We start from the raw sequence: 19737 nt of genomic DNA on the forward strand, positions 1-19737 counted from the left end.
ATGTCCCTCGCCTCAACGCCCGCCCATATCCGCATCGACAAGCTGACCTTCGACTATGGCGGCGAACGCCCGGCCGTCGACACCTTGTCCTTTGATATCGCCAAGGGCGAATTTATCGGGCTTTTAGGTCCGTCCGGCTGCGGCAAGTCCACCACGCTGCGGATGGTTGCCGGGCTTCTGGCACCGACGTCCGGACAGATCATCATGGGCGGCGAGGACATCGTGTCTCGCCCCCCGTGGGAGCGCAATCTCGGTCTGGTCTTCCAGTCCTATGCGCTGTTTCCGCACATGACGGTGGCGCAGAACGTCGCCTTTGGCCTGCGGCTGCGCAAGGTCGGCAAGGAGGAAAGTGCAGCCCGGGTTGCCGAGGCGCTGCGTGCGGTACGGCTTGAAGGGTTTGGCAATCGCCGCCCGGTCGAGTTGTCTGGCGGCCAGCAACAGCGAGTCGCCATTGCACGCGCCATCGTCATCGAGCCGGAAATCCTGTTGCTCGACGAACCGCTGTCGAACCTCGACGCCCGCCTGCGCGACGAGATGCGCTTCGAGATCCGTGACATCCAGTCCCGCACCGGCATCACCACATTGTTCGTCACCCACGACCAGCAGGAAGCACTGACCATGTGCGACCGGATCGCGGTGATGAACGGCGGCAAGCTGGAACAGATTGGAACGCCGGTCGAGATCTACGACAAGCCTGCAACGCCCTTCGTCGCCGGGTTCATCGGCCGCGCCAACAGCGTGCCGGCAACCTTGCGTTTCGGCACGGGCGGGCCGCGCCTCGATCACGAAGGACAGGCGCTGCCCGCACCGGACCTAACGCAATTGCCCGGAGATGCTGGTGATGGCGCCAAAATGGCTGCCATGGTGCGGCCACACGTCATTCAGCTTTCCAGGCCGGATGGCGATGGCCTGACGGCACGCGTCAACCGCAGTGTGTTCGTCGGCAGCGTGATCGAGGTCGAGCTTGAGCTCGCCGGTGGCCAGAAGCTGGTGGCCGAACTTCGGCCCGGCAGCGAGGAAGCGCAACTTGCGCAACCGGGTGCAGAAGTCGCACTCACCTGGCGCACCACCGACATGCGGATCTTTGCCGCATGAACCGCTTCACCGTTCCCGGAACCAGCACGAGAATGACACCCTGGCTGCTTCTTGCACCGGTGCTGCTCGTGCTGACGATTTCCTTTATCGGCCCGATCCTGTGGCTGTTCCGCATGTCGCTGAACATTTCCGACTACGGCGCCATTACCAAGGCCATTAGCCTGCAGACCTATATCGGCATCCTCCAGGACAGCTACTATCTGGATCTGCTCGGCCGGACACTGCAGCTATCGATCACCTGCTCCGTGATCGCACTGCTCCTAGCCTATCCGATGGCCCTTTCGCTGTCGCGGATGACGTCGCGCTGGCGCACGCCGCTGACCGTGCTGGCTGCCTCGCCGCTGCTGATCTCGGCTGTGGTGCGGTCGTTCGGCTGGCTGGTGACCCTGGGAGATGCCGGACCCGTCAATCACCTGCTGCGGGTACTGGGACTGATCAGCGAGCCGTTGCGGATGGTCAACAATTATTCGGGTGTGATCATCGGCCTGTCTGAAAGCATCATGCCCTACATGTTTCTGACCATCGCGGCCGGGCTCGGCAAACTCGACAGACGGCTCGACGATGCCGCCATGTCGCTCGGCGCACCACCCCAGAAGGTCTTTTGGCACGTCACGCTGCCACTCAGCTTGCCGGCCATCCTTGCCGGACTGACGATCGGCTTCGTGCTGTGCGTCTCGTCTTTCATCACACCGTCCCTGCTGGGCGGAGGCCGTGTGTTTCTGCTGGCAACCGAGGTTTACGACCTTGCCCTCGTTTCGCTCGACTGGCCGACGGCGGCGGCGCTGTCCTTCCTCATGCTGGCGTTTTTCGTCCTCGCCATGGGATTGACCGGCCTCGTGCTGCGACTGCTGACCCGGAGGACACAGGCATGACGAAATTCCTCTCCTTCATCTCTCGCACCTATGTCACGCTGGTCTTCTGCATCGTCTTCATGCCGATGGCGATCATCCTCGTCATCTCGTTCAGCGCCGACAGCTACCTGTCCTTCCCGCCTTCGGGCTGGAGCCTGAAATGGTATGGAACAGTGCTCGGCAATACCAGCTTCATGCAGGGCTTCCGCAACAGCGCCATCATCGCAGTGATCGTTGCGGCGCTCAGCCTCGCTCTTGGGCTACCGGCCGCCTATGCGTTGGTGCGTCTGGACTTTCCCGGCCGCGCCCTGATCCGCAGCCTGGTCATCGCGCCGCTCGTTTTACCGGCGATGATGCTGGGCCTTGGCATCCTGATGGTGTTCACGCCGGCCGGACTGGTGGCAACCTATCCCGGCCTGGTGCTGGCGCATCTGGTGATGACGCTGCCCTTCAGCATCCGCATCCTGCAGACGTCGCTGAGCAATCTCGGCACCGATGTCGACGAGGCGGCGATGACGCTCGGCGCCCGTCCGTTTCAGGTCTTCATGCAGATCACCCTGCCGCGGCTGACGCCCGGCGTGATCGCCTCCAGCGCCATCGCGCTCATCCTGTCTTTCGACGAGATCGTGCTGTCGCTGTTCATCGTCGGGCCGCGGCTGCAGACGCTGCCGGTCGCGCTCTACCGTTATGTGGACGAGCGCACCGATCCCATGGTGGCCGTGCTGGCGGTTTTGATGATCGCCCTTTCGCTTGCAATCGTCCTCGTCGTCGAACGCAGCGTCGGTTTCGCCAAGGCCTTTGGCCGCTAACTTCCACACCCCAGATTGGATTCGAAAATGGCTTACAAAATCAACCCGATGCCGGCACAGATCGCCAAGCAGGACCTGGACCTGCTGGCGCAGGTCGAAACCGCGACGCTCGGCCACTGGCGGCATTTCGGCTTCCTGCACCGGCAGATCCAGCCGCTGATCCCGGGCCGGCGCGTTGTCGGCACCGCCGTCACCATCGCCATCCCCGGACCGGACTCCACGCTGCTGCACCATATCCTCAGCCTCATCCGGCCGGGCGATTTCGTCATTGTCGACCGACTGCACGATGACCGTTACGCCTGCTGGGGCGGCGGCGTGACGGTCGGTGCCAAGGCCGCGGGCGCCGTCGGCGCGGTGGTCGACGGCCCCTGCACGGACCTTGAAGAGATCGTCCAGTCAGATTTCCCGATGTGGTGCCGCGGCATTTCGCCGATCACCACGCGCATCTACGATCTCGGCGGAGCGATCAATGTTCCGGTATCGGTCGGCAACACCGTCGTCATGCCGGGCGATGCCGTTTTGGCCGATGAGAGCGGCGTCATCGTGCTGCCCCCGGAGGAAGTTGCCTCGGAGGCACAGAAAGCCATCGACATCCAGATCCGCGGCAAGGCGCGCGAGGCCAGTGTTCGCGAAACCGGCGTCAAGCTCGGCGATCTTTCGGGTGCAACGGCCAAAGTTCTGGCCAATCTGATCTGAACCATGCTTTCTAGCCGGGGTATCTTCGCCGGCTAGTCTGCTGCGCCCGGCCATACCTACCGAATTGAGAACCGACATGACCGCTCCCCGCCTGCCATTCACCTGCGAAAAATCCCCGGCCAGTGGTGCTGGCGGAATGGTGGTAACAAACCATCCCCTCGGCTCGGCGGCGGGTTTCGAGATGTTGGCGGCAGGTGGCAATGCGGTCGATGCCGCGGTCGCGTCGCTTCTGGCGCTGACCGTGGTGGAACCGATGATGGTCGGCATTGCCGGCGGCGGCCTTTCGCATATCCGCATGGCCGGCGGCCCGCATGTGGTAATCGACGCGCTGTCTTCGGCAGCCGCGACCATGCACCCCGAAATCTACGAGCCGGTCTCGGATGAGCCGGCCCGCTACATGGATGCCAAGGGGCGCCGCAACATCATCGGCGCCTCCTCCGTTGCCGTTCCCGGCAACCTGGCGGGCTGGTGCGACATGCATGCGCGCTACGGCAAGCTGCCCTTTGCCGACGTCGTAGAACCGGCGATCAGGCTGGCTTCACGCGGTTTTGCCGTTACCCACTACCTTTCCGGTGCGATCGGCGAGGCCGCCAGCGAGCTTTCGCAGGACGCGGAAATCGCCAAGATCCTCATGCCGGGCGGCGCGGCACCCGCTCCGGGCGACCGCCTCCTGATGGGCGATTACGCCGAAAGCCTGCGGCTGATCCAGCGCGAAGGCGCCGCCGCCCTGCATGGTGGCGCGCTCGGCGCGGCACTCGCCGCAAGAATGAAGACGGGCGGCGATGATGCCGGCTGGGTTACCGAAGCCGATCTGCGCGCCTATCGAGCGATCGAGCGCCAGCCGATCATCGGCAGCTACCGTGGCTTCGAGATTGCCGGACCGCCGCCGCCGGCCTCGTCCGGCGTCCATGTCACCCAGATGCTGAACATGCTGGAAGCCTATGACGTTGCCGGCTTGGGTTTCGGCAGCGTTGCCTCCCTCCATCTTCTCGTCGAGGTGATCCGCATTGCCTTTGCGGATCGCCGCGCGCATTCCGGCGACCCGGCATTTGTCGACGTGCCGGTCGAGCGGCTGACCTCGAAGGCCTATGCCGCCGAATGCAGGTCCCAGATCCGCCAGGCGGCAAGCCTGCCGGCCGCCTATGCATCGGGCTATGAGAGCCAGGACACCACGCATATCACCATTGCCGACCGCGACGGCAATGTCGTCAGCGCCACCCACACAATCAACGGACTGTTCGGCGCACGCCTGGCGGTGCCCGGTACCGGCATCATCCCCAACAACTACATGAGCAATTTCGATCCGCATCCGTGCAACGCTCTCTCCGTCGTGCCCGGCAAGCGCGTGCCGACATCGATGGCGCCGATGATCCTGATGCAGGATGGCGCACCGGTGTTCGCACTCGGCTTGCCCGGAGGCCTCAGGATCTTTCCCTCGGCCATGCAGGCGATCGTCAACCTGATCGACCACGGGATGAGCCTGCAGGAAGCGGTCGAAGCGCCGCGGGTCTGGACGCAAGGCCAGGAAGTGGAAATCGAGCAGGCCTATGCACCGCAGCGGGAAAAGCTTGAGGAACTCGGTCACGAGGTTAGAGTCATGCCGCATATCGGCGGTGGCATGAACGCCATTGCCTTTGGCGACACGATGACGGGTGCCGCCTGCTGGCGCGCTGATGGCACCGTGGCCGCGCTCGGTGGCGGACTGGCCCATCCAGGCGTGCGGTTCTGGCCGGACAAGGCGCCGGCAAAGCCTGCCCAGAATTGATGCGGGTCAAACCGCACGACAGAAAATCCGTTGACCCTGAATGATCGAACCACCGCAAGGACAACGTCGACTGCCCCATCCCAAGGAGATGTCCCATGACACAACCCTCTATCCTTCTGACGGGTGCAAGCCGTGGCATCGGACATGCAACGGTCAAGCTGTTCCTCGAAAAAGGCTGGCGTGTCCTCACCGTGTCACGCCAACCTTTTTCGGAGGAGTGCCTTTGGCCCTCGGCGCGTGAAAGCCATATTCAGGCAGATCTCGCCGACCTGACGCAGATCGACAAGCTGGTGGCCGACGTTCGCGAGCGACTGGATGGCGCGGGGCTGCATGCGCTGGTCAACAATGCGGGCATTTCGCCCAAAGGTGCCGGTGGCGCCCGCCTCGGCGTCATCGGTTCCGACGCCGCCACCTGGACGACGGTGCTGAATGTCAATCTCGTTTCCATCGCCCTGCTCGCGCGGGCGCTTCTGCCCGAACTGGAGGCTGCGAAAGGATCGATCGTCAACGTCACGTCGATTGCCGGCTCGCGGGTGCACCCGTTTGCTGGCGTTGCCTATGCGGCCTCGAAGGCGGGCCTTGCGGCCTTGACGCGGGAAATCGCCCATGAGTTCGGCCCGCATGGCGTTCGTGCCAATGCCATCGCACCGGGTGAAATTGACACTGCGATCCTGTCGGAGGGCACGGACCTTCTGGTGGAAGCCAGTGTGCCGATGAAAAGGCTCGGCACGCCGCGGGAAGTGGCCGAGACAATCCACTTTCTCTGCAGCGAAACATCCGCCTACATCAATGGCGCGGAAATCCACATCAATGGCGGCCAGCATGTCTGAGCGGCCACGGCGTGCGGAGCTTGCAGCGGCAGGGCATGACGCGTTTTCAGCCTGAACGATGCAATTCCATCAAGCGGCTTGCCATCTCCACAGAGCTATCCGACGGCTAACGTGTGCCAGTCTTTGGACCGATCAACCGCTTTCGCAAACCGCGCGAGCCGCGCTGCCCCATCACACGGGTCGGGGGTAATGGTTTGCAAAGGCCGCGGGGTCTCCAACGTTTCGCCCAGAGCGCAGGCGGCAAGCTGGGCGGTGCCGTAGGCGGTCAGTTCGTCGACACTGGGGATGACCACTGTGCACCCCGTCGTGTCGGCAAGAAATTGGCACAGATAACGCGAACGGCTGACGCCGCCATCCACCGATATCCGTGTGATCGGCGCATCTGACGCCATGGCCACGACGATTTCGCTGGCTCGTAACGCAATGCCTTCGATCAGCGCCTGCTGCATGTCTTGGCGGGTCGTTGCCCCTGTCATGCCGATGAAAAGCCCGGCGGCGCTGTCATCCCAATGCGGGCTCCCGAGACCGGCCAGCGCCGGCACGAAGGCCAGGCCGCGGTCGATGGCCGGGCCTGCTGCAAAGGCATTGAGTTCGGCCGGTTCGTTCAGAAGCCCTATTCTCTGAGCCCAGTTGATCGCGGCACCAGCGGCATGGACGCCACCGTCTGTCGCATAACTGGTTTCGCCACGGATCGACCAGGCAACCGTCGGCAGCAGTCCGGTCTGGCCAGCCCGTCGCCGGTTCGGGCCGGTGAGCGACAGCGCGAAAGCGCCGGTGCCGAAGGTAATCTTGGTGTCACCTGCGACCCGGCAGCCATGACCGTAAAGGGCCGCCTGCTGATCCACCACCGATGCCGTCAGCGGTGTGCCGTCAATGTCTCCGAAATCGCCGACGGTCGGCAGAATGGGCGGCAGGCATTCGATCGGAACGCCGAAAAGTTGGCAGAGCCTGCTGTCCCACTCGCCGGTTGCCATATTCATCAGGGACGTGCGCGAGGCCGTGGTGATGTCGGTTGCCGCGCGTCCGGTAAGCCGCTGCAGGAAAAACGCATCGGTGGTGCCGAGCATCAGTCTTCCGGCACGCCGCGCCTCCTTGACGTCGTCATTGTTCTCCAAGAGCCAGGCCAGTTTTGCGGCGGAAAAATAGGGGCTGAGCGGAAGGCCGGACAGCGCCATGATCTCGGCTTGCACAGGGGAAAGGGCGGCGACCTGCGCCGCCGTCCGGCGGTCCTGCCAGACGATGACGGGCGAGAGCGGTCTTCCATCGATCGCATCCCAGGCAAGGCAGCTTTCACCCTGATTGGACAGACCGATCGCGGTGACTTCGCCCGCGGCGAGGAGCGCCGCGCGCAGATTGGCGAGTAGTTCCTCAGGCTCGTGTTCGACCCGATCCGTACCGGAGAAATGCTGCGCATGCGCCGCGGAAAAGACGATGCTGGCCGTACCGTCTGCTGCGACCTTGAGGGCGCGCGTTGAGGTGGTACCCTGATCGAGGGCCAGGAAAATGCTCATGCCTTCGGCTCCAGTCGCAATCTAAGATCGCTGCTCTCGCCAGCAAGGTCCAGCCCAGCCAGGGAAAAGCGGATTGGTTTCTGCGGTGCGACGTTGATGCTTTGTGATCGCAGTATGGTGCCGCTGCCATTCGACAGGATCAATTGCCCGTTGGCAGCCCCGAGCGCGCGCACATTCAAAACCGGTACGGTGCCCGTGCCTTCGGTCGTCAGGCGTTGCGGGACCACGTACTTCAGGCCGGCGCCGGCAATGACGCGGCGGCCCGGCGTCTCTTTCGGTTCAGATTTTGCCCGATCCGCAAGTTCAGCGGCAATCAGCCCGGCAACGCGGCGACCCTCGGCCCAGCAATGACCCGCCGTCTCGATTGGGTGAACCATGTTGCCGGCGAAAAATATGCCGGGATCGGAGCCTCGACCGTGCTGGTCGATTTCCGGGCCACCGGTTGCCGGATCGAGCGCGAGAGCGCTCGCTTCCGGCAGAGCCGCCTCCGGAACGAAGCAGCCGGAAAAGATCACGCCATCGCACGCCAATAGCGTCTCCGTGCCGTCGGCCAGCCGCAACCGCACTGAGGTCACCCGCGGATGACCTTCGATGGCAAGGATCTGCGCGCCTGTCATGACGGGCACGCGAAGCAAACGGGGCAAGGCAAAGAATGCCCGCCGGGCCTGGACGTCGCGTTCACTCTCCACCATGGCGATGGGGCGGATGCCATGGCTTCGACAGGTGAGGACAGCCGACAATGACACCAGTTCGCTGCCGACGATGAGCGGACGTCGAAACGGCACCCGCCCTTCCTGGTAGATGAAGGCCTGAAGCGCTGCCGTATTCATCACGCCCAGGGGCCGCAGGCCGGGAACCAGCAACTGCGCCCGGGTGGTCTCGCGTGCACCGGTGGCGATCAGGATGCGGGCTGCCTGGATCGTCTCGATGCCGTTGGGGCTTGCAACTGTCAGCCGGCCGCCGGGGCTGGTATGGACGACCATATGTTTCGTCAGGATGGTGACGCCAGCAGCCAGTGCTGCGGCCACGAGGCGGCGAGCATAGGCAGGCCCTGTAAGGATGCGTCCGAACTCGCGCATGCCGAAAGGCGGATGGCCGCAATGTCGGGGGATGCCGCCGGCCTCGTCTCCACGCTCGAAGAGCGCGACCCTCGCCACGCCACGGGCTCTCAATTCGATGGCAGCGGAAAGCCCCGCCGGACCACCGCCGACGATCGCAACGTCGTAGGGGTCCGCGCTCATCGGTCGGCCTCCGCTACGATCGGCACCGATAGCCGGCCTTCGGTGAGGCTGTTCAGACGGGCTAGACAGTTGAACCCCTGACAACGCCCCATGGCACAGCGCGTGCGCCGCCGCAGCCCGCCAAAATCGCCGGGAGGCAGGGGGCTGCTGAGCGCGGCCTCGATCTCCCGCCCGGTCACCATTTCGCAATGACAGACGATGCCGTGATGCCCGGGCACCTGCCAGTCACGCGGCAGGTGCTCGGCCAGATTGGGCAGCGGGAAGATCGGCGGCGCCGCGCTCGGTTTGCCGCCGGCAGTTCGGTCTTGCGCCCATAATCCATGGACATGGCGGGCAATCCCGAGCGCCGCAGTCAGCCCGGTGGAGCGTATGCCGCCGACGCAGAAATAGCCCTTTTCCGGAAGGCTGTGGAGGCGATAGTGTTTTTCCTCGGAGGCCGGTCGCAAGCCGGCATAAACGGCCGTCACCTGGGCCTGCGCCAATGCTGGCACCAGCTCGACGGCCTTGGCGATCAGCATGTCGAGTTCCGGACGAGTGACGTCGGGGCGCTCGCGCTCTTCCTGTTCCTCCGCCGTCGGTCCGACCAGCAGGTTACCAAAGATCGTTCGGGTCAGCACCACACCTTTGGTGCGGGCCGTCGGCACCGGCAGCAGGATCGTTCGGAGATGTTTGGCGGCAGCCTTGTCGAAGACGACGAACTGCCCTTTTCGCGGACGAATCTCAAACTGCGAGCCGCCGATTAGCATGCGCTCGACGCTATCGCCCTGAATACCTGCAGCGTTGATGACGCTGCGGGCAGTCAGCGTGCCAATGGGCGTCTGAAGATGCCACAGATCGCCATCGAAACGGGCCGCCAACAGGCCGGCATTGAAGTGAAACCGCGCGCCCAATGCCTTGGCCTGCATCGCATAGGCGAGTGGCGCCGACCACGGATCGATGATGACCTCGCGCGGGACGAGAAGTGCCGCCCGCACATGGGCACCCAATGCCGGCTCGCGTGCAACCACCTCGGCGCGGCTGAGAAGCCTGGCGTCGGCAACTCCGTTGCGGAGCGCCTGCTCCAGCAGTTCGGGAAGCCGGGCCTCCTCGCTGTCACTCCAGGCGGCAACCATCGCACCGGTGTCGAGGATCGGAAGATTGAAATCCTCGCGGATCTTCATGTACTCGTGGTAACCTGCCTGCATGCATTGCAGCTCGACGCTGCCGGGCGGCGCATCAAAACCGGTGTGCAGGATGGCGCTGTTGGCTTTCGATGCGCCAGATAGGATGTCGGGTGCCCGCTCGAGAACGACGACACTGGCACCTTCCAACGAGAAACGGCGCGCCATGGCACAGCCGACGACACCGGCACCGATAATGGCTGTGTCCACAGGATTGCCGAAAGCAACCAAAAGCGGTCTCCTTGTCAGCCCACACCTTCGAGTGGCGGTCAGCCGAGAACGTCGCCCATGATTACCGTCGTCATCGCTGTTTGACGAGAACAAATTGTACGTTCGGTCATTTTATTGACTGAATGTGTTGTTTTGTGTGCCGATTAATCGTGATAGTGACGGAGATCGGTGGGTCAAATCGCCCACATTCAGATGCTCATGAATTATCGCATGCGGCGCTGTGATCGCATTTCTTGTGCCGAGGTAACGTAAGTGACGTCTCCCGCCCTCCTGCAATCCGCGGATTACAACACCTTCGTAGACACCCTCAAATCGAAGGGTTTCCGTGGCGACGCGACCGTCGCGGCATCGGACCGTGTGGTTTTGGCGACGGACAATTCGATCTACCAGCTTCTGCCGGATGCCGTGGCTTGGCCGATGGACGAGAACGATCTCGTTCTGATCGCACGTTTGCTCGACGAGCCGCGTTTCCACGGCATCGTTTTGCGCCCACGCGGCGGCGGCACGGGCACCAACGGCCAGTCGCTTGGCAATGGCCTGGTGGTCGATTGTTCGCGCCACATGACCGGGATCCTCGAAATCAACGCTGAACAAGGCTGGGTACGGGTTGAGCCCGGGGTCATCAAGGACCAGCTGAACGCAGCACTGAAACCGCTCGGCCTGTTCTTTGCCCCGGAACTGTCGACCTCGTCACGCGCGACACTTGGCGGCATGATCTCCACCGATGCCTGCGGACAGGGGTCTTGCGTCTACGGCAAGACGTCCAACCATGTCATCAACCTGCGTGCTGTGCTGGTTGGTGGCGAGATCCTGGAAACCCGCCGGGGGCCGCTCGACCGGACGATCAGCGGCCGTGCCGGCGAGATTCTCGCTTGTCTCGACGATATCTCGGCCAGCCAGGCGGAGCTGATCGAGGCGCGGTTTCCGAAACTTAACCGTTCGCTGACGGGATACGACCTTGCCCATATCCGTGAGGGCGACACGATCGATCCAGCGGCGGTCCTATGCGGTTCGGAAGGCACGCTGGCACTGATTGCCCAGGCGAGGCTGAATGTCCTGCCCATTCCGAAGGCAGCCTCGCTGATCCTGATCTTCTACCCCGATTTCCAGTCGGCTCTTCGGGATGCGCGCGAAATGGCCGTGCTCGGCGCCACGTCGGTCGAAACCATCGACAGCCGCGTGCTCGGCCTGGCGCGCGAGGAGCCGACCTTTTCTGCCGTCGCACATCTTTTTCCGCAGGCCGGTGCGCAAGGGGTCAACATCGTCGAATTCACCGACGACGATCCGGCAACGCTTGCCGAGCGGATTGCAGCGCTGGTGACACAACTTGCAGGCCTGCCCGCGCGGCTGGCAATGACGGTTGCCAACGGCCGCGAGGTCGAGCTGGTCTGGGGACTGCGCAAGGCGGCCGTTGGCCTGCTAGGACGCGCCGTCGGCGACAAGCGACCGATCCCCTTTGTCGAAGACTGCGCCGTTCCGCCCGAAAACCTCGAGCCCTTCATTGCCGGTTTCCGGGCGATTCTCGATCGCGAGGGACTGGCCTACGGCATGTTCGGCCATGTCGATGCCGGCGTCCTGCATGTGCGCCCGGCGATCGACCTCACCGATCCCGCCCAGGAACCGCTGATCCGGCGCGTGACCGAAGCCGTCGAAGCGCTGGCGCGCAGCCATGGCGGCCTTCTCTGGGGCGAGCATGGCAAAGGCGTCCGCTCCGAATTCGTGCCCGAGGTTTTTGGCCCGCTCTACCCGTCGCTGCAGCGGATCAAGGCCGCCTTCGATCCGCGCAACCAGATGAACCCCGGCAAGATCGCGACGCCCGACAACGGGCCTTTGTGGAGGATCGACGAGGTCGCACTGCGCGGCCAGAACGACCGCACCGTGCCGGCCGATCTGCGCATCGAATATGCGTCCGCGTTCGGCTGCAACGGCAATGGTGCCTGTTTCAACCGCACCCTTGATGACGTCATGTGCCCCTCCTACAAGGTCACCGGCGACCGACGACATTCGCCGAAGGGGCGGGTCGGGCTGGTGCGCGAATGGTTGCGGCAAGGCGGCCCGGAGGGTCGCGCCGATCCGCAGTTCGAAATCGAGGTCAAGCAGGCGATCGACGGCTGTCTCAGCTGCGGGGCCTGTACCAGCCAATGTCCGGTGCGTGTCGACGTACCCTCCATCCGATCGCTGTTTCTCAACAGTTTTTATCGGCGCCATCGCCGGTCCTTACGTGACACCGCGCTCGCCCATCTGGAAGGCCTGCTTCCGCTTGCCGCGAAATTCCGCTGGGGTTTCAATCTGATGACCGAGGGCCCCGGCGCGGCATTGATGTCCGCCATCGGCCTGACGGCGCTGCCAAGCATGCCGAAACAGGTTCGAGGGCTTCGCTGGCTGAAACATGCCGATATCGCTGGGCTAGACCCAAAGATCGACGTGGTTTTGGTGCCCGACGCTTTTACCCAATTTTTCGAGCCGCAGGTCGTTGCGGATCTCGACTTCGTCGTGACCCACCTGCAGAAAAAACTGTGGCTGGCCCCTTATCGACCTTCCGGCAAGGCCCGGAAGGTCCTCGGACGGCTGGCCGGATTTTCCCGCCAGGCGGAAAGGCAAAAGGACAGCCTCAAGGCGATCGCTGCAAGCGGCGTGCCGCTGATGGGGCTCGAGCCGCCGGTGACACTCTCCTATCGCACCGATTATCCCGATGACACGCCGGCCGTGGCGCTGCCGCAGCAACTGCTCGCGCCGCTGATTGCCGCGCTGCCGGCCCGGACGTCGCAAATGGCAGTGCGGCTTCTTCCCCATTGCAGCGAACGGGTTCTCGGTACCGGCGTCACCGCCGAGTGGCGCGCTATTTTCGATCGTTTCGGCATCTCGCTTCACATGCCTCCCACCGGGTGCTGCGGCATGGCGGGAATGTGGGGGCATGAAACTGTCAATCGTGCCAAGTCGGACGAGATTTTTCACCATAGCTGGAAGGCGGCGACTGCGCCCGACGTAGACGCCATCCTGGCCACGGGCTTTTCCTGCCGATGTCAGACCAGGCATGTCACCGGCATCGAGCTGCAACACCCGGTCTCCTTGCTACGGCAGTTGCTGCAAGCGCCTGCGACCATGAAGGGATAGACGATGAGACCGGCAGCCAGACGTGAGGCAATTCTTCGGGTTCTCGAAGAAATCGGCGAAGTCACCGTCGAGGACCTGGCCGAACGCTTTGGCGCCTCGCGCGAGACGGTCAGGCGGGATCTCTCCGATCTCGACATCGGCGGCCACATCCGAAAATTTCATGGCGGCGCGCGCGCCCTGAAATTCAAGGAGGCCTCCTTATACGAGAGCGAGTTCGACGCGCGCATGAATGAACGGAAGGCGGAAAAAGCCGCCATCGCCCGACAGGCCGCATCCCTGTTCGCCGAGGGCTCAGTGCTGTTTATCGACACTGGTTCGACCACGATCGCCTTTGCGGAGGCTCTGGCAAGGCGGCGCAACATGACGGTGATTACCAATTCTCCGCAGATCGCCCGGATTCTGGCAAAGGCGCAGATGCGCCACCGAGTCTATTTAGTCGGCGGCGAAGTGGCCGCAGAAGGCCGTGAGACTTTGGGGGCGATGGCAATCGCGCAGACCGCTTTTTTCAAAGCCGAGCACGTCGTTCTGACCGTCGGTGCGATCACCACCAGCGCCATTATGGACTACGACCTGCGGGAAACCGAGATGGCACGCGCCATGATTGCACAGGCGCAGAGCGTAACCGTTCTGGCCGATCATGACAAACTTGGTCGTCCGGCCGTCTTCGAGGTGGCGGGCCTGACAGAGGTGACGCGACTGGTCACTGACAGCCCTCCCACTCTGGAAATGGCTACCGCACTTGCCGCAGCTGGCGTGGATGTGATCCTGGCCGGTTCAGCCGTCTCCCAGCGGACATGACCATGGCGCGTTCTGCACTGAACTCAGATACCGTTCGACGGTTTTGTGGTCGGCTTGCGGGGCAGGTTGGTCATGCCGGCACTGCATCAGGCAAAGCTTGCGAAGATTCTCCGTTGGCTTCATGCGGAGAACGTCGAGGACAAAACCGTCCTGATCGACTGCGCGCCAAAGCCAGCTTTCTTGCCGGAGATCGTGATTACCACCTCGTCAAGGTGCCATTTTTCGCCGAGCTAGTCGGTCGATCGCTTCCGGATATCATTGGCGAAGTGCCTGCCGAATTTCTCAGCCCAGAGTCGCACGGTCTGATGAGAGACGATAACCCCACGAGCTGCCAGCATATCCTCGACCATGCGCAGACTGAGCGGAAACCGAAAGTAGAGCCATGCGGCATGGGCGATGATCTGGGGTGGGAAGCGATGCCGCTTTTAGTTGATGGCGAGGTGTTCATGCATATGCGTCTACCGCAGCCGCTCCTCACAAGGCGCTACCGTGACATCACCGCACAGAAGTGCATCGCACCCGGGAATTGGTTTAACACTAGAAAAGGACGCAGAAACCTGCGCCCTTCAACTACTAAGGATCCGGCCTAGTCCCCCAACGAAATCAGGGAATTGGATCGAATTTCAGCTCGCTCAGAGGAACGACCTTGTCGTTGCGGACGATCTTGTACTCGGTGTCCGGGCCGAGCCACTTGTCCCAGATCTTGCCAAGTTCGCCTGATGTATCGAGCGTGTGCAGCACGTCGTTGATCTTGGCGGTCAGCGCCGGCTGATCCTTGGCCATGCCGATGCCGATCGGCTGGAACAGCATCGGATCCTGGATCATCCGCATTTTCTTGCCCTTGGTCTGCGACTCGTTGACGAACTTGGTCGTCGTCATCGTGTTGGCGACCATGCCGCGGGCCTTGCCCTGCTGTACGGCGAGATAGGCGGACGCTGTGTCCTGGAAGGTCAGCGGTTCGGACTTGTTGAGCTTGATCGACATTTCCGATGTCGAGCCCTTGGTGGAGGCAATACGCTGTCCGGCGAAATCGGCCTTTGACTTGCCGGGGTCCTCGTCCGGAACGATCAGCATTTCCTTGGCGAGATAATAGGGATCGCTGAACTGGATCTGTTCGGCGCGGCTGAGCGTATAGGCAAGGTTGGCAACGGTAATGTCGACGCGGCCGAGCTTGACTTCGGGAACGCGCGCTTCCACGGAGACGGGCTTGACCTCGGCCTTGACGCCGAGCTGCTTGGCGATAGCATTGCAGAGGTCGACGTCGAAACCGGCCATTTCGCGGGTCTTCGGGTCCGGCGCGGCAAACGGCGGAACGTCAGCGAAAGTGGCGCAACGCAGTGTCTTGTTCGACAGGATGTCGGCAAGCTGGTCGGCATGGGCAGGAGCAACCGAAGCTGCTGCCGCAAGGGCAAGGCCGAGACTGATGCATTTCATGTTCATGCTGTTCTCCTTTGATTATTATTGAAGTTCTAGTGTCTGAGGTCTGCGAGGAAGCGTTGCGCTCGCGGATGTTTGGGATTGCTGAAAAACTCTTCCGGCGTCGCCATTTCGAGGATACGGCCGGCGTCGATAAACCAGATGCGGTCGGCAACATCGCGGGCAAAACCCATTTCATGGGTCACGCACAGCATCGTCATGCCTTCAGCGGCAAGGCTCTTCATCACCGCCAGCACTTCGCCAACCATTTCCGGGTCAAGCGCGCTGGTCGGCTCGTCAAACAGCATCACCGGCGGCTCCATGGCCAAGGCGCGGGCAATTGCCACGCGCTGTTGCTGGCCGCCGGAAAGCTGGCCCGGATAGGAAAAGGCCTTGTCGGCCAGGCCGACACGGTCGAGCAGGAGCAGCGCCTTGTCATGCGCCTGATGAGCCGGCACCCCCTTGACGCGGATCGGCGACATGGAGACGTTTTCGACCACCGACAGATGCGGAAACAGGTTGAAGCTCTGGAAGACGAAACCGATCCGGCTGCGCAGTTGGTTGAGCGCGCTGGTCTTCATCGGCGCATGAATATTCTGCCCATCAAACAGGATCGAGCCGCTGTTGATCTCTTCCAGCCGGTTGATGGTGCGGATCAGCGTCGATTTGCCGGACCCCGAGGGGCCACAAACGACCACCACTTCACCACGAGCGACCTCGGCATCGATCTCCTTGAGAACCTGATAGGTGCCGTATGTCTTGGAAACCTTGGAAATCCGGATCGCAGTTGGATCCTGCGGCGATGCTGTGCCTGTCATAGCTGCTCCGATGCGATTTTGGCGGGCATGGCCAGGGCTTCAGCAGCGCGGCCTCCCCCGAGACCTGCGCGCTTGCGGGTGATCCGGCGCTCCAGGCGATTGGCGAGGAAAGTGATGCTCCAGCAGATCGCGTAATAGATAATCGCCAGAATGAGAAAAACCTGGAAGGGCTGGGTCAGCAGCTGGTTGTTGACCTGGCTGGCCGCAAACGTCAGGTCCGGAACGTTGATCACGTAACCCAGCGTCGTGTCCTTGATAGTCGACACAAAGGTTGAGAGGATGCTCGGGATCATGTTGTAGAGCGCCTGCGGCAGGATGATGTAGCGCATTGCTCCCAGATAGCTGTGACCGAGCGCCTTTGCCGCATCCATCTGGCCATGGCCCAAGGACACGATGCCCGCCCGCACCACTTCACTGAGGAAGGCACCCTGGTAGATGACCAGCGTCGTCAGCATGGTGACGAAACTCGGCACATCGGCTCCGGTGACGAGCGGCACCAAAAAATAGCTCCACAGGATCAGCATCAGCAGCGGCACGCCGCGCGTCACATAGACCAGCACGGTCACCGGCCAGCGCAGCAGGCGCCATTTGGAAATCCGTGCCAGCGCCATCAGGATGCTGACCGGAAAGGCGAGCGCGATGCTGAGCGCCGACAGGATCAGCGTATTGGCAAGACCGCCGAGCGGACCATTGGGATATTGGCCGATCAACAGCAGCAGCCAGTAGTCCTGGAAAATCGCAATCATGTCGTGGATCATGCCCGTGCCCTCTGGACAGGATCTGCGCGCATCGACAGGAAAGCGCCGAGGCCCATGATGATGAGCGAGAAGAACAGGTAGAGGACGGTGCCGATCAGATAGATCTCGAAGGTGCGGAAGCTGAGATTCTCGACTTCCTTCACCGCATGCGTCAGTTCCGAGGCACCGATGACTATGCCCAGGCTGCTGTTCTTGAACAGGGAGACGCTATGGTTGATCAGCGGCGGCAGCGCATTGCGCACCCCCTGCGGCATCATCACAAAGCGCATGGCCGACAGATAACCATGGCCGAGCGCCCTTGCCGCTTCCATCTGCCCGGGACTAACGGCGCGCAGGCCGGACCGGAGGTCCTCGCTGAAATAGGCCGCCTGGCACAAACCAAGCCCGATGACGGCAAAGATCGCCTCGGCATTGTGGCCGGCCAGCCAAGAGGTCAGCCAATCCGGCATCAGCGTGAAAATGCCGAAATACCAGAGCATCAGTTGCACAAGCGTCGGCACATTGCGGTGGTAGGAGACGTAACCTGCGACAAATGCGTTGCCGAAACGACCGGGCGAAAACCGCAGGGCCAGAAGCAGGATCGCCAGCGCCATTGCCAGCAGCCAGGAACCGATCGCAATCACGAAAGTCATCTCGATGCCGTGGAGAAGCATCGAGATATACTCGGGATTGGTCAGGATTGCCGAGAGATCGAACCCGCTCACGGCTTTGAGACCGCGGATGTGTCGCGTGGCGTTTCCGGCCGCGCCGTCTGCAGGCCGCCCATCACCTGGAGCGTCGGGGTAATTTCCATATGGCCGATATTGACGGCGATCGGTGCGCCAATGGCATAGGCGATCGCGTCAGCAATGTCGGAGGCTTCCGGCAACTCGAAACCATCGATGAAGCGTTCACGGATCGACGGGTCGTTGCCATGGACATGGGTGAAGATATCGGTGGCGACGCGACCCGGGCAGATCTCTGTCACGCGAACCCGCTTGCCGAAGGCATCGATGCGCAGCTGGTTGGAGAGCATGCTGACCGCCGCCTTGGTGGCGTGATAGGAGGAATTGCCGCCGAAATTATAAGCGCCGGCGATCGACGAGATGTTGATGACGTGACCGTTGTCGCGTGCCACCATGCCCGGCACGACCATGCGGCAGAGATGCAGAACGGCGCGCAGGTTGACGTCGACGATGAGGTCGATATCGCCCTCGTCGGCTTCGAGAAATTTCTTCGGGCGGTCGACACCGGCATTGTTGACGAGGATGTCGAATTCGATGCGGCCGGCAAGTTCTGCCAGTGCCGCGCGGTCGGTCACATCAATCGCGTGCGGGATGCAGCCGGTCTTTTCCGCCAATTTCTGCAGCGGCTCTGCGCTGCGGGCGAGAGCGTGGACCTCGATATTCTCCCGGCGCAAGCGTTCAACGACAGCAGCGCCAATTCCGGACGACGCTCCGGTGACCAATGCGGTCCTGTAATCGGAAAATGACATTCTTATTCCCCGTCTGTTTTTAGTACCCTACTGGAACTTGCGCAGCCTGAATAAGACCGATTATCTTTGGAGCGATAAGCAAGCCTTATGGCGGCGAAGAGTTGTGCAGTCGCACCGCAAAAATGACCGTTATTTTTGCAGAAAAATCCCATAGCATTCGTAAGCATTTGAAATATGTTGATTTTAACTTAAGCGAAGACGTAACGGCGATTCCGGCCAGTGAGCTATATGGAACGGCAGACTGCAGCGCGATGGATATCAGACGGCTTAGATCCTTTATCGTTATTGTTGACACCGGCAGCATTACGCGTGCCGCAGATATCCTGCATGTCGCGCAGCCGGCTCTCAGCCAGCAGATCGTCGCCCTCGAGGAACATTTCGGCCAAAAACTCCTGCTGCGCAGCCAGCAGGGCGTCAGTATGACGGATGCCGGACATGCCGTTTACCGCCACGCGCAGATCATCCTGCGGCAGATGGAACAGGCTCAGGCGGACGCTTCGGCCGCTGGAAATTCACTGGCAGGCCGCGTCTCGGTGGGTCTGGTGCCGTTCAGCAGCGCAGCGACGTTATCGGTCGACCTGCTTGCCGAAACCCGCAAGCGCCATCCGGGCATCCTGCTCCACCTCACGGAAAGCGTCGGCCAGACCTATAGCCAGATGATCATGACCGGCCGGCTGGAAATGGCGCTGATCCATGGAACCGGTCCGATCAAGGGCGTCAAGTTCGAGCCGATCCTCAGCGAGGAATTCTTTCTCGTTGCGCATCCCGATTTTGCCATCGAGGCCGGTGACAAGCCGATCAACGTCTCCGCACTCGATGGTCTGCCGCTGCTGATGCCGCCGGCCTATAATTTCGTCAGGCGCGCGGTTGATACGGCCTTCACCCGCAGCCGGGTTAATCTGAAAGTGGTGGGTGAGGTCGAAATCGTTCGGACCTTGACGCGGGCCGTGAGTGCCGGGCTTGGCGCGACGATCATGCCCAGGGCGATTGCCGACCGTATCCTGACCGAGTCCGGCGAGCCGCTGATCTGCCGCATGGTCTCGCCGCGGATTGACGAGACGCTGTCCTTGTGTGTGGCCGACGGTGTGTCGCTGTCAGAACCGGCCATTGCGGTGCGCGACATCCTGCTGGAACTGACCGCGCGCCTGAAGGTGCCGCGCGGCCAATAGC

At 62.3% G+C, this 19737-nt stretch carries 17 protein-coding genes and 1 pseudogene; 9 read left to right on the forward strand and 9 right to left on the reverse strand.

Going from position 1 to position 19737, the window contains the following annotated elements; all coding sequences use genetic code 11:
- From AC4CWF_RS25370 to AC4CWF_RS25395, 6 genes are all read left to right on the forward strand, one after another.
- Complete coding sequence (locus tag AC4CWF_RS25370) at positions 1–1095, forward strand: ABC transporter ATP-binding protein (protein WP_491286638.1); 1095 nt, start codon at positions 1–3, stop codon at positions 1093–1095.
- 32 nt (positions 1096–1127) lie between these two features.
- Complete coding sequence (locus AC4CWF_RS25375; RefSeq protein WP_491286640.1) at positions 1128–1967, forward strand: ABC transporter permease; 840 nt, start codon at positions 1128–1130, stop codon at positions 1965–1967.
- Positions 1964–2755 (forward strand): ABC transporter permease, encoded by a 792-nt coding sequence (locus AC4CWF_RS25380; RefSeq protein ID WP_491286641.1) that lies wholly within the window; start codon positions 1964–1966, stop codon positions 2753–2755. The genes AC4CWF_RS25375 and AC4CWF_RS25380 overlap by 4 nt, the downstream gene beginning before the upstream one ends.
- Positions 2756–2782: 27 nt before the next feature.
- On the forward strand, positions 2783–3451 hold the full coding sequence (locus AC4CWF_RS25385) for an RraA family protein (RefSeq protein ID WP_491286643.1): 669 nt from the start codon (positions 2783–2785) through the stop codon (positions 3449–3451).
- Between the two features lie 76 nt (positions 3452–3527).
- Positions 3528–5216 carry a gamma-glutamyltransferase gene (gene ggt, locus AC4CWF_RS25390; RefSeq protein WP_491286645.1) on the forward strand — a complete coding sequence of 563 codons (1689 nt, stop codon included), beginning with the start codon at positions 3528–3530 and terminating at the stop codon, positions 5214–5216.
- Between the two features lie 95 nt (positions 5217–5311).
- Positions 5312–6046, forward strand: a complete 735-nt coding sequence (locus tag AC4CWF_RS25395; RefSeq protein ID WP_491286647.1) for an SDR family NAD(P)-dependent oxidoreductase — start codon at positions 5312–5314, stop codon at positions 6044–6046.
- Positions 6047–6141: 95 nt separating this feature from the next.
- Here the strand turns inward: AC4CWF_RS25395 and AC4CWF_RS25400 are convergent, their stop codons facing one another.
- The 3 genes from AC4CWF_RS25400 to AC4CWF_RS25410 are packed head-to-tail and all read right to left on the reverse strand — an operon-like array spanning position 6142 to position 10126.
- The gene (locus AC4CWF_RS25400) at positions 6142–7557 is read right to left on the reverse strand and encodes an FGGY family carbohydrate kinase (RefSeq protein ID WP_491286649.1); all 1416 of its coding nucleotides are present in this window, start codon (positions 7555–7557) and stop codon (positions 6142–6144) included.
- Positions 7554–8798 carry an NAD(P)/FAD-dependent oxidoreductase gene (locus AC4CWF_RS25405; protein WP_491286650.1) on the reverse strand — a complete coding sequence of 415 codons (1245 nt, stop codon included), beginning with the start codon at positions 8796–8798 and terminating at the stop codon, positions 7554–7556. Before AC4CWF_RS25405 ends, AC4CWF_RS25400 begins: the two co-directional genes overlap by 4 nt.
- The gene (locus AC4CWF_RS25410; protein WP_491287819.1) at positions 8795–10126 is read right to left on the reverse strand and encodes an NAD(P)/FAD-dependent oxidoreductase; all 1332 of its coding nucleotides are present in this window, start codon (positions 10124–10126) and stop codon (positions 8795–8797) included. The genes AC4CWF_RS25405 and AC4CWF_RS25410 overlap by 4 nt, the downstream gene beginning before the upstream one ends.
- Before the next feature lie 315 nt (positions 10127–10441).
- Here AC4CWF_RS25410 and AC4CWF_RS25415 point away from each other — a divergent pair, with 315 nt between their 5' ends.
- The gene (locus tag AC4CWF_RS25415) at positions 10442–13303 is read left to right on the forward strand and encodes an FAD-binding and (Fe-S)-binding domain-containing protein (protein ID WP_491286652.1); all 2862 of its coding nucleotides are present in this window, start codon (positions 10442–10444) and stop codon (positions 13301–13303) included.
- Between the two features lie 3 nt (positions 13304–13306).
- Positions 13307–14101 carry a DeoR/GlpR family DNA-binding transcription regulator gene (locus AC4CWF_RS25420; protein WP_491286654.1) on the forward strand — a complete coding sequence of 265 codons (795 nt, stop codon included), beginning with the start codon at positions 13307–13309 and terminating at the stop codon, positions 14099–14101.
- 126 nt (positions 14102–14227) lie between these two features.
- Here the strand turns inward: AC4CWF_RS25420 and AC4CWF_RS25425 are convergent.
- The 6 genes and pseudogenes from AC4CWF_RS25425 to AC4CWF_RS25450 all read right to left on the reverse strand — a co-directional run.
- Positions 14228–14502, reverse strand: a pseudogene (locus AC4CWF_RS25425) (IS6 family transposase); the annotation flags it as partial.
- Between the two features lie 202 nt (positions 14503–14704).
- Complete coding sequence (locus AC4CWF_RS25430; protein ID WP_491286656.1) at positions 14705–15541, reverse strand: ABC transporter substrate-binding protein; 837 nt, start codon at positions 15539–15541, stop codon at positions 14705–14707.
- A 29-nt stretch (positions 15542–15570) separates the two neighbouring features.
- A complete protein-coding gene (locus AC4CWF_RS25435; RefSeq protein ID WP_491286658.1) occupies positions 15571–16335 on the reverse strand; it encodes an amino acid ABC transporter ATP-binding protein in 765 nt (254 codons plus the stop codon).
- Positions 16332–17093 (reverse strand): amino acid ABC transporter permease, encoded by a 762-nt coding sequence (locus AC4CWF_RS25440; RefSeq protein WP_491286660.1) that lies wholly within the window; start codon positions 17091–17093, stop codon positions 16332–16334. Before AC4CWF_RS25440 ends, AC4CWF_RS25435 begins: the two co-directional genes overlap by 4 nt.
- Positions 17090–17797 (reverse strand): amino acid ABC transporter permease, encoded by a 708-nt coding sequence (locus AC4CWF_RS25445; RefSeq protein ID WP_491286662.1) that lies wholly within the window; start codon positions 17795–17797, stop codon positions 17090–17092. Before AC4CWF_RS25445 ends, AC4CWF_RS25440 begins: the two co-directional genes overlap by 4 nt.
- Positions 17794–18567 carry an SDR family oxidoreductase gene (locus AC4CWF_RS25450; protein WP_491286664.1) on the reverse strand — a complete coding sequence of 258 codons (774 nt, stop codon included), beginning with the start codon at positions 18565–18567 and terminating at the stop codon, positions 17794–17796. The genes AC4CWF_RS25445 and AC4CWF_RS25450 overlap by 4 nt, the downstream gene beginning before the upstream one ends.
- Before the next feature lie 251 nt (positions 18568–18818).
- Here AC4CWF_RS25450 and nac point away from each other — a divergent pair, with 251 nt between their 5' ends.
- Positions 18819–19736, forward strand: a complete 918-nt coding sequence (gene nac, locus AC4CWF_RS25455) for a nitrogen assimilation transcriptional regulator NAC (RefSeq protein WP_491286666.1) — start codon at positions 18819–18821, stop codon at positions 19734–19736.
- The last annotated feature ends 1 nt before the right edge of the window (position 19737 follow it).

Source organism: Neorhizobium sp. PAMB6630, assembly GCF_058242775.1.

Coding starts and splice junctions, on each gene's coding strand:
- AC4CWF_RS25370 (WP_491286638.1), top strand. CDS start 1: ATGTCCCTCGCCTCAACGCCCGCCCATATCCGCATCGACAAGCTGACC.
- AC4CWF_RS25375 (WP_491286640.1), top strand. CDS start 1,128: ATGACACCCTGGCTGCTTCTTGCACCGGTGCTGCTCGTGCTGACGATT.
- AC4CWF_RS25380 (WP_491286641.1), top strand. CDS start 1,964: ATGACGAAATTCCTCTCCTTCATCTCTCGCACCTATGTCACGCTGGTC.
- AC4CWF_RS25385 (WP_491286643.1), top strand. CDS start 2,783: ATGGCTTACAAAATCAACCCGATGCCGGCACAGATCGCCAAGCAGGAC.
- ggt (WP_491286645.1), top strand. CDS start 3,528: ATGACCGCTCCCCGCCTGCCATTCACCTGCGAAAAATCCCCGGCCAGT.
- AC4CWF_RS25395 (WP_491286647.1), top strand. CDS start 5,312: ATGACACAACCCTCTATCCTTCTGACGGGTGCAAGCCGTGGCATCGGA.
- AC4CWF_RS25400 (WP_491286649.1), bottom strand. CDS start 7,557: ATGAGCATTTTCCTGGCCCTCGATCAGGGTACCACCTCAACGCGCGCC.
- AC4CWF_RS25405 (WP_491286650.1), bottom strand. CDS start 8,798: ATGAGCGCGGACCCCTACGACGTTGCGATCGTCGGCGGTGGTCCGGCG.
- AC4CWF_RS25410 (WP_491287819.1), bottom strand. CDS start 10,126: ATGGCGCGCCGTTTCTCGTTGGAAGGTGCCAGTGTCGTCGTTCTCGAG.
- AC4CWF_RS25420 (WP_491286654.1), top strand. CDS start 13,307: ATGAGACCGGCAGCCAGACGTGAGGCAATTCTTCGGGTTCTCGAAGAA.
- AC4CWF_RS25430 (WP_491286656.1), bottom strand. CDS start 15,541: ATGAACATGAAATGCATCAGTCTCGGCCTTGCCCTTGCGGCAGCAGCT.
- AC4CWF_RS25435 (WP_491286658.1), bottom strand. CDS start 16,335: ATGACAGGCACAGCATCGCCGCAGGATCCAACTGCGATCCGGATTTCC.
- AC4CWF_RS25440 (WP_491286660.1), bottom strand. CDS start 17,093: ATGATCCACGACATGATTGCGATTTTCCAGGACTACTGGCTGCTGCTG.
- AC4CWF_RS25450 (WP_491286664.1), bottom strand. CDS start 18,567: ATGTCATTTTCCGATTACAGGACCGCATTGGTCACCGGAGCGTCGTCC.
- nac (WP_491286666.1), top strand. CDS start 18,819: ATGGATATCAGACGGCTTAGATCCTTTATCGTTATTGTTGACACCGGC.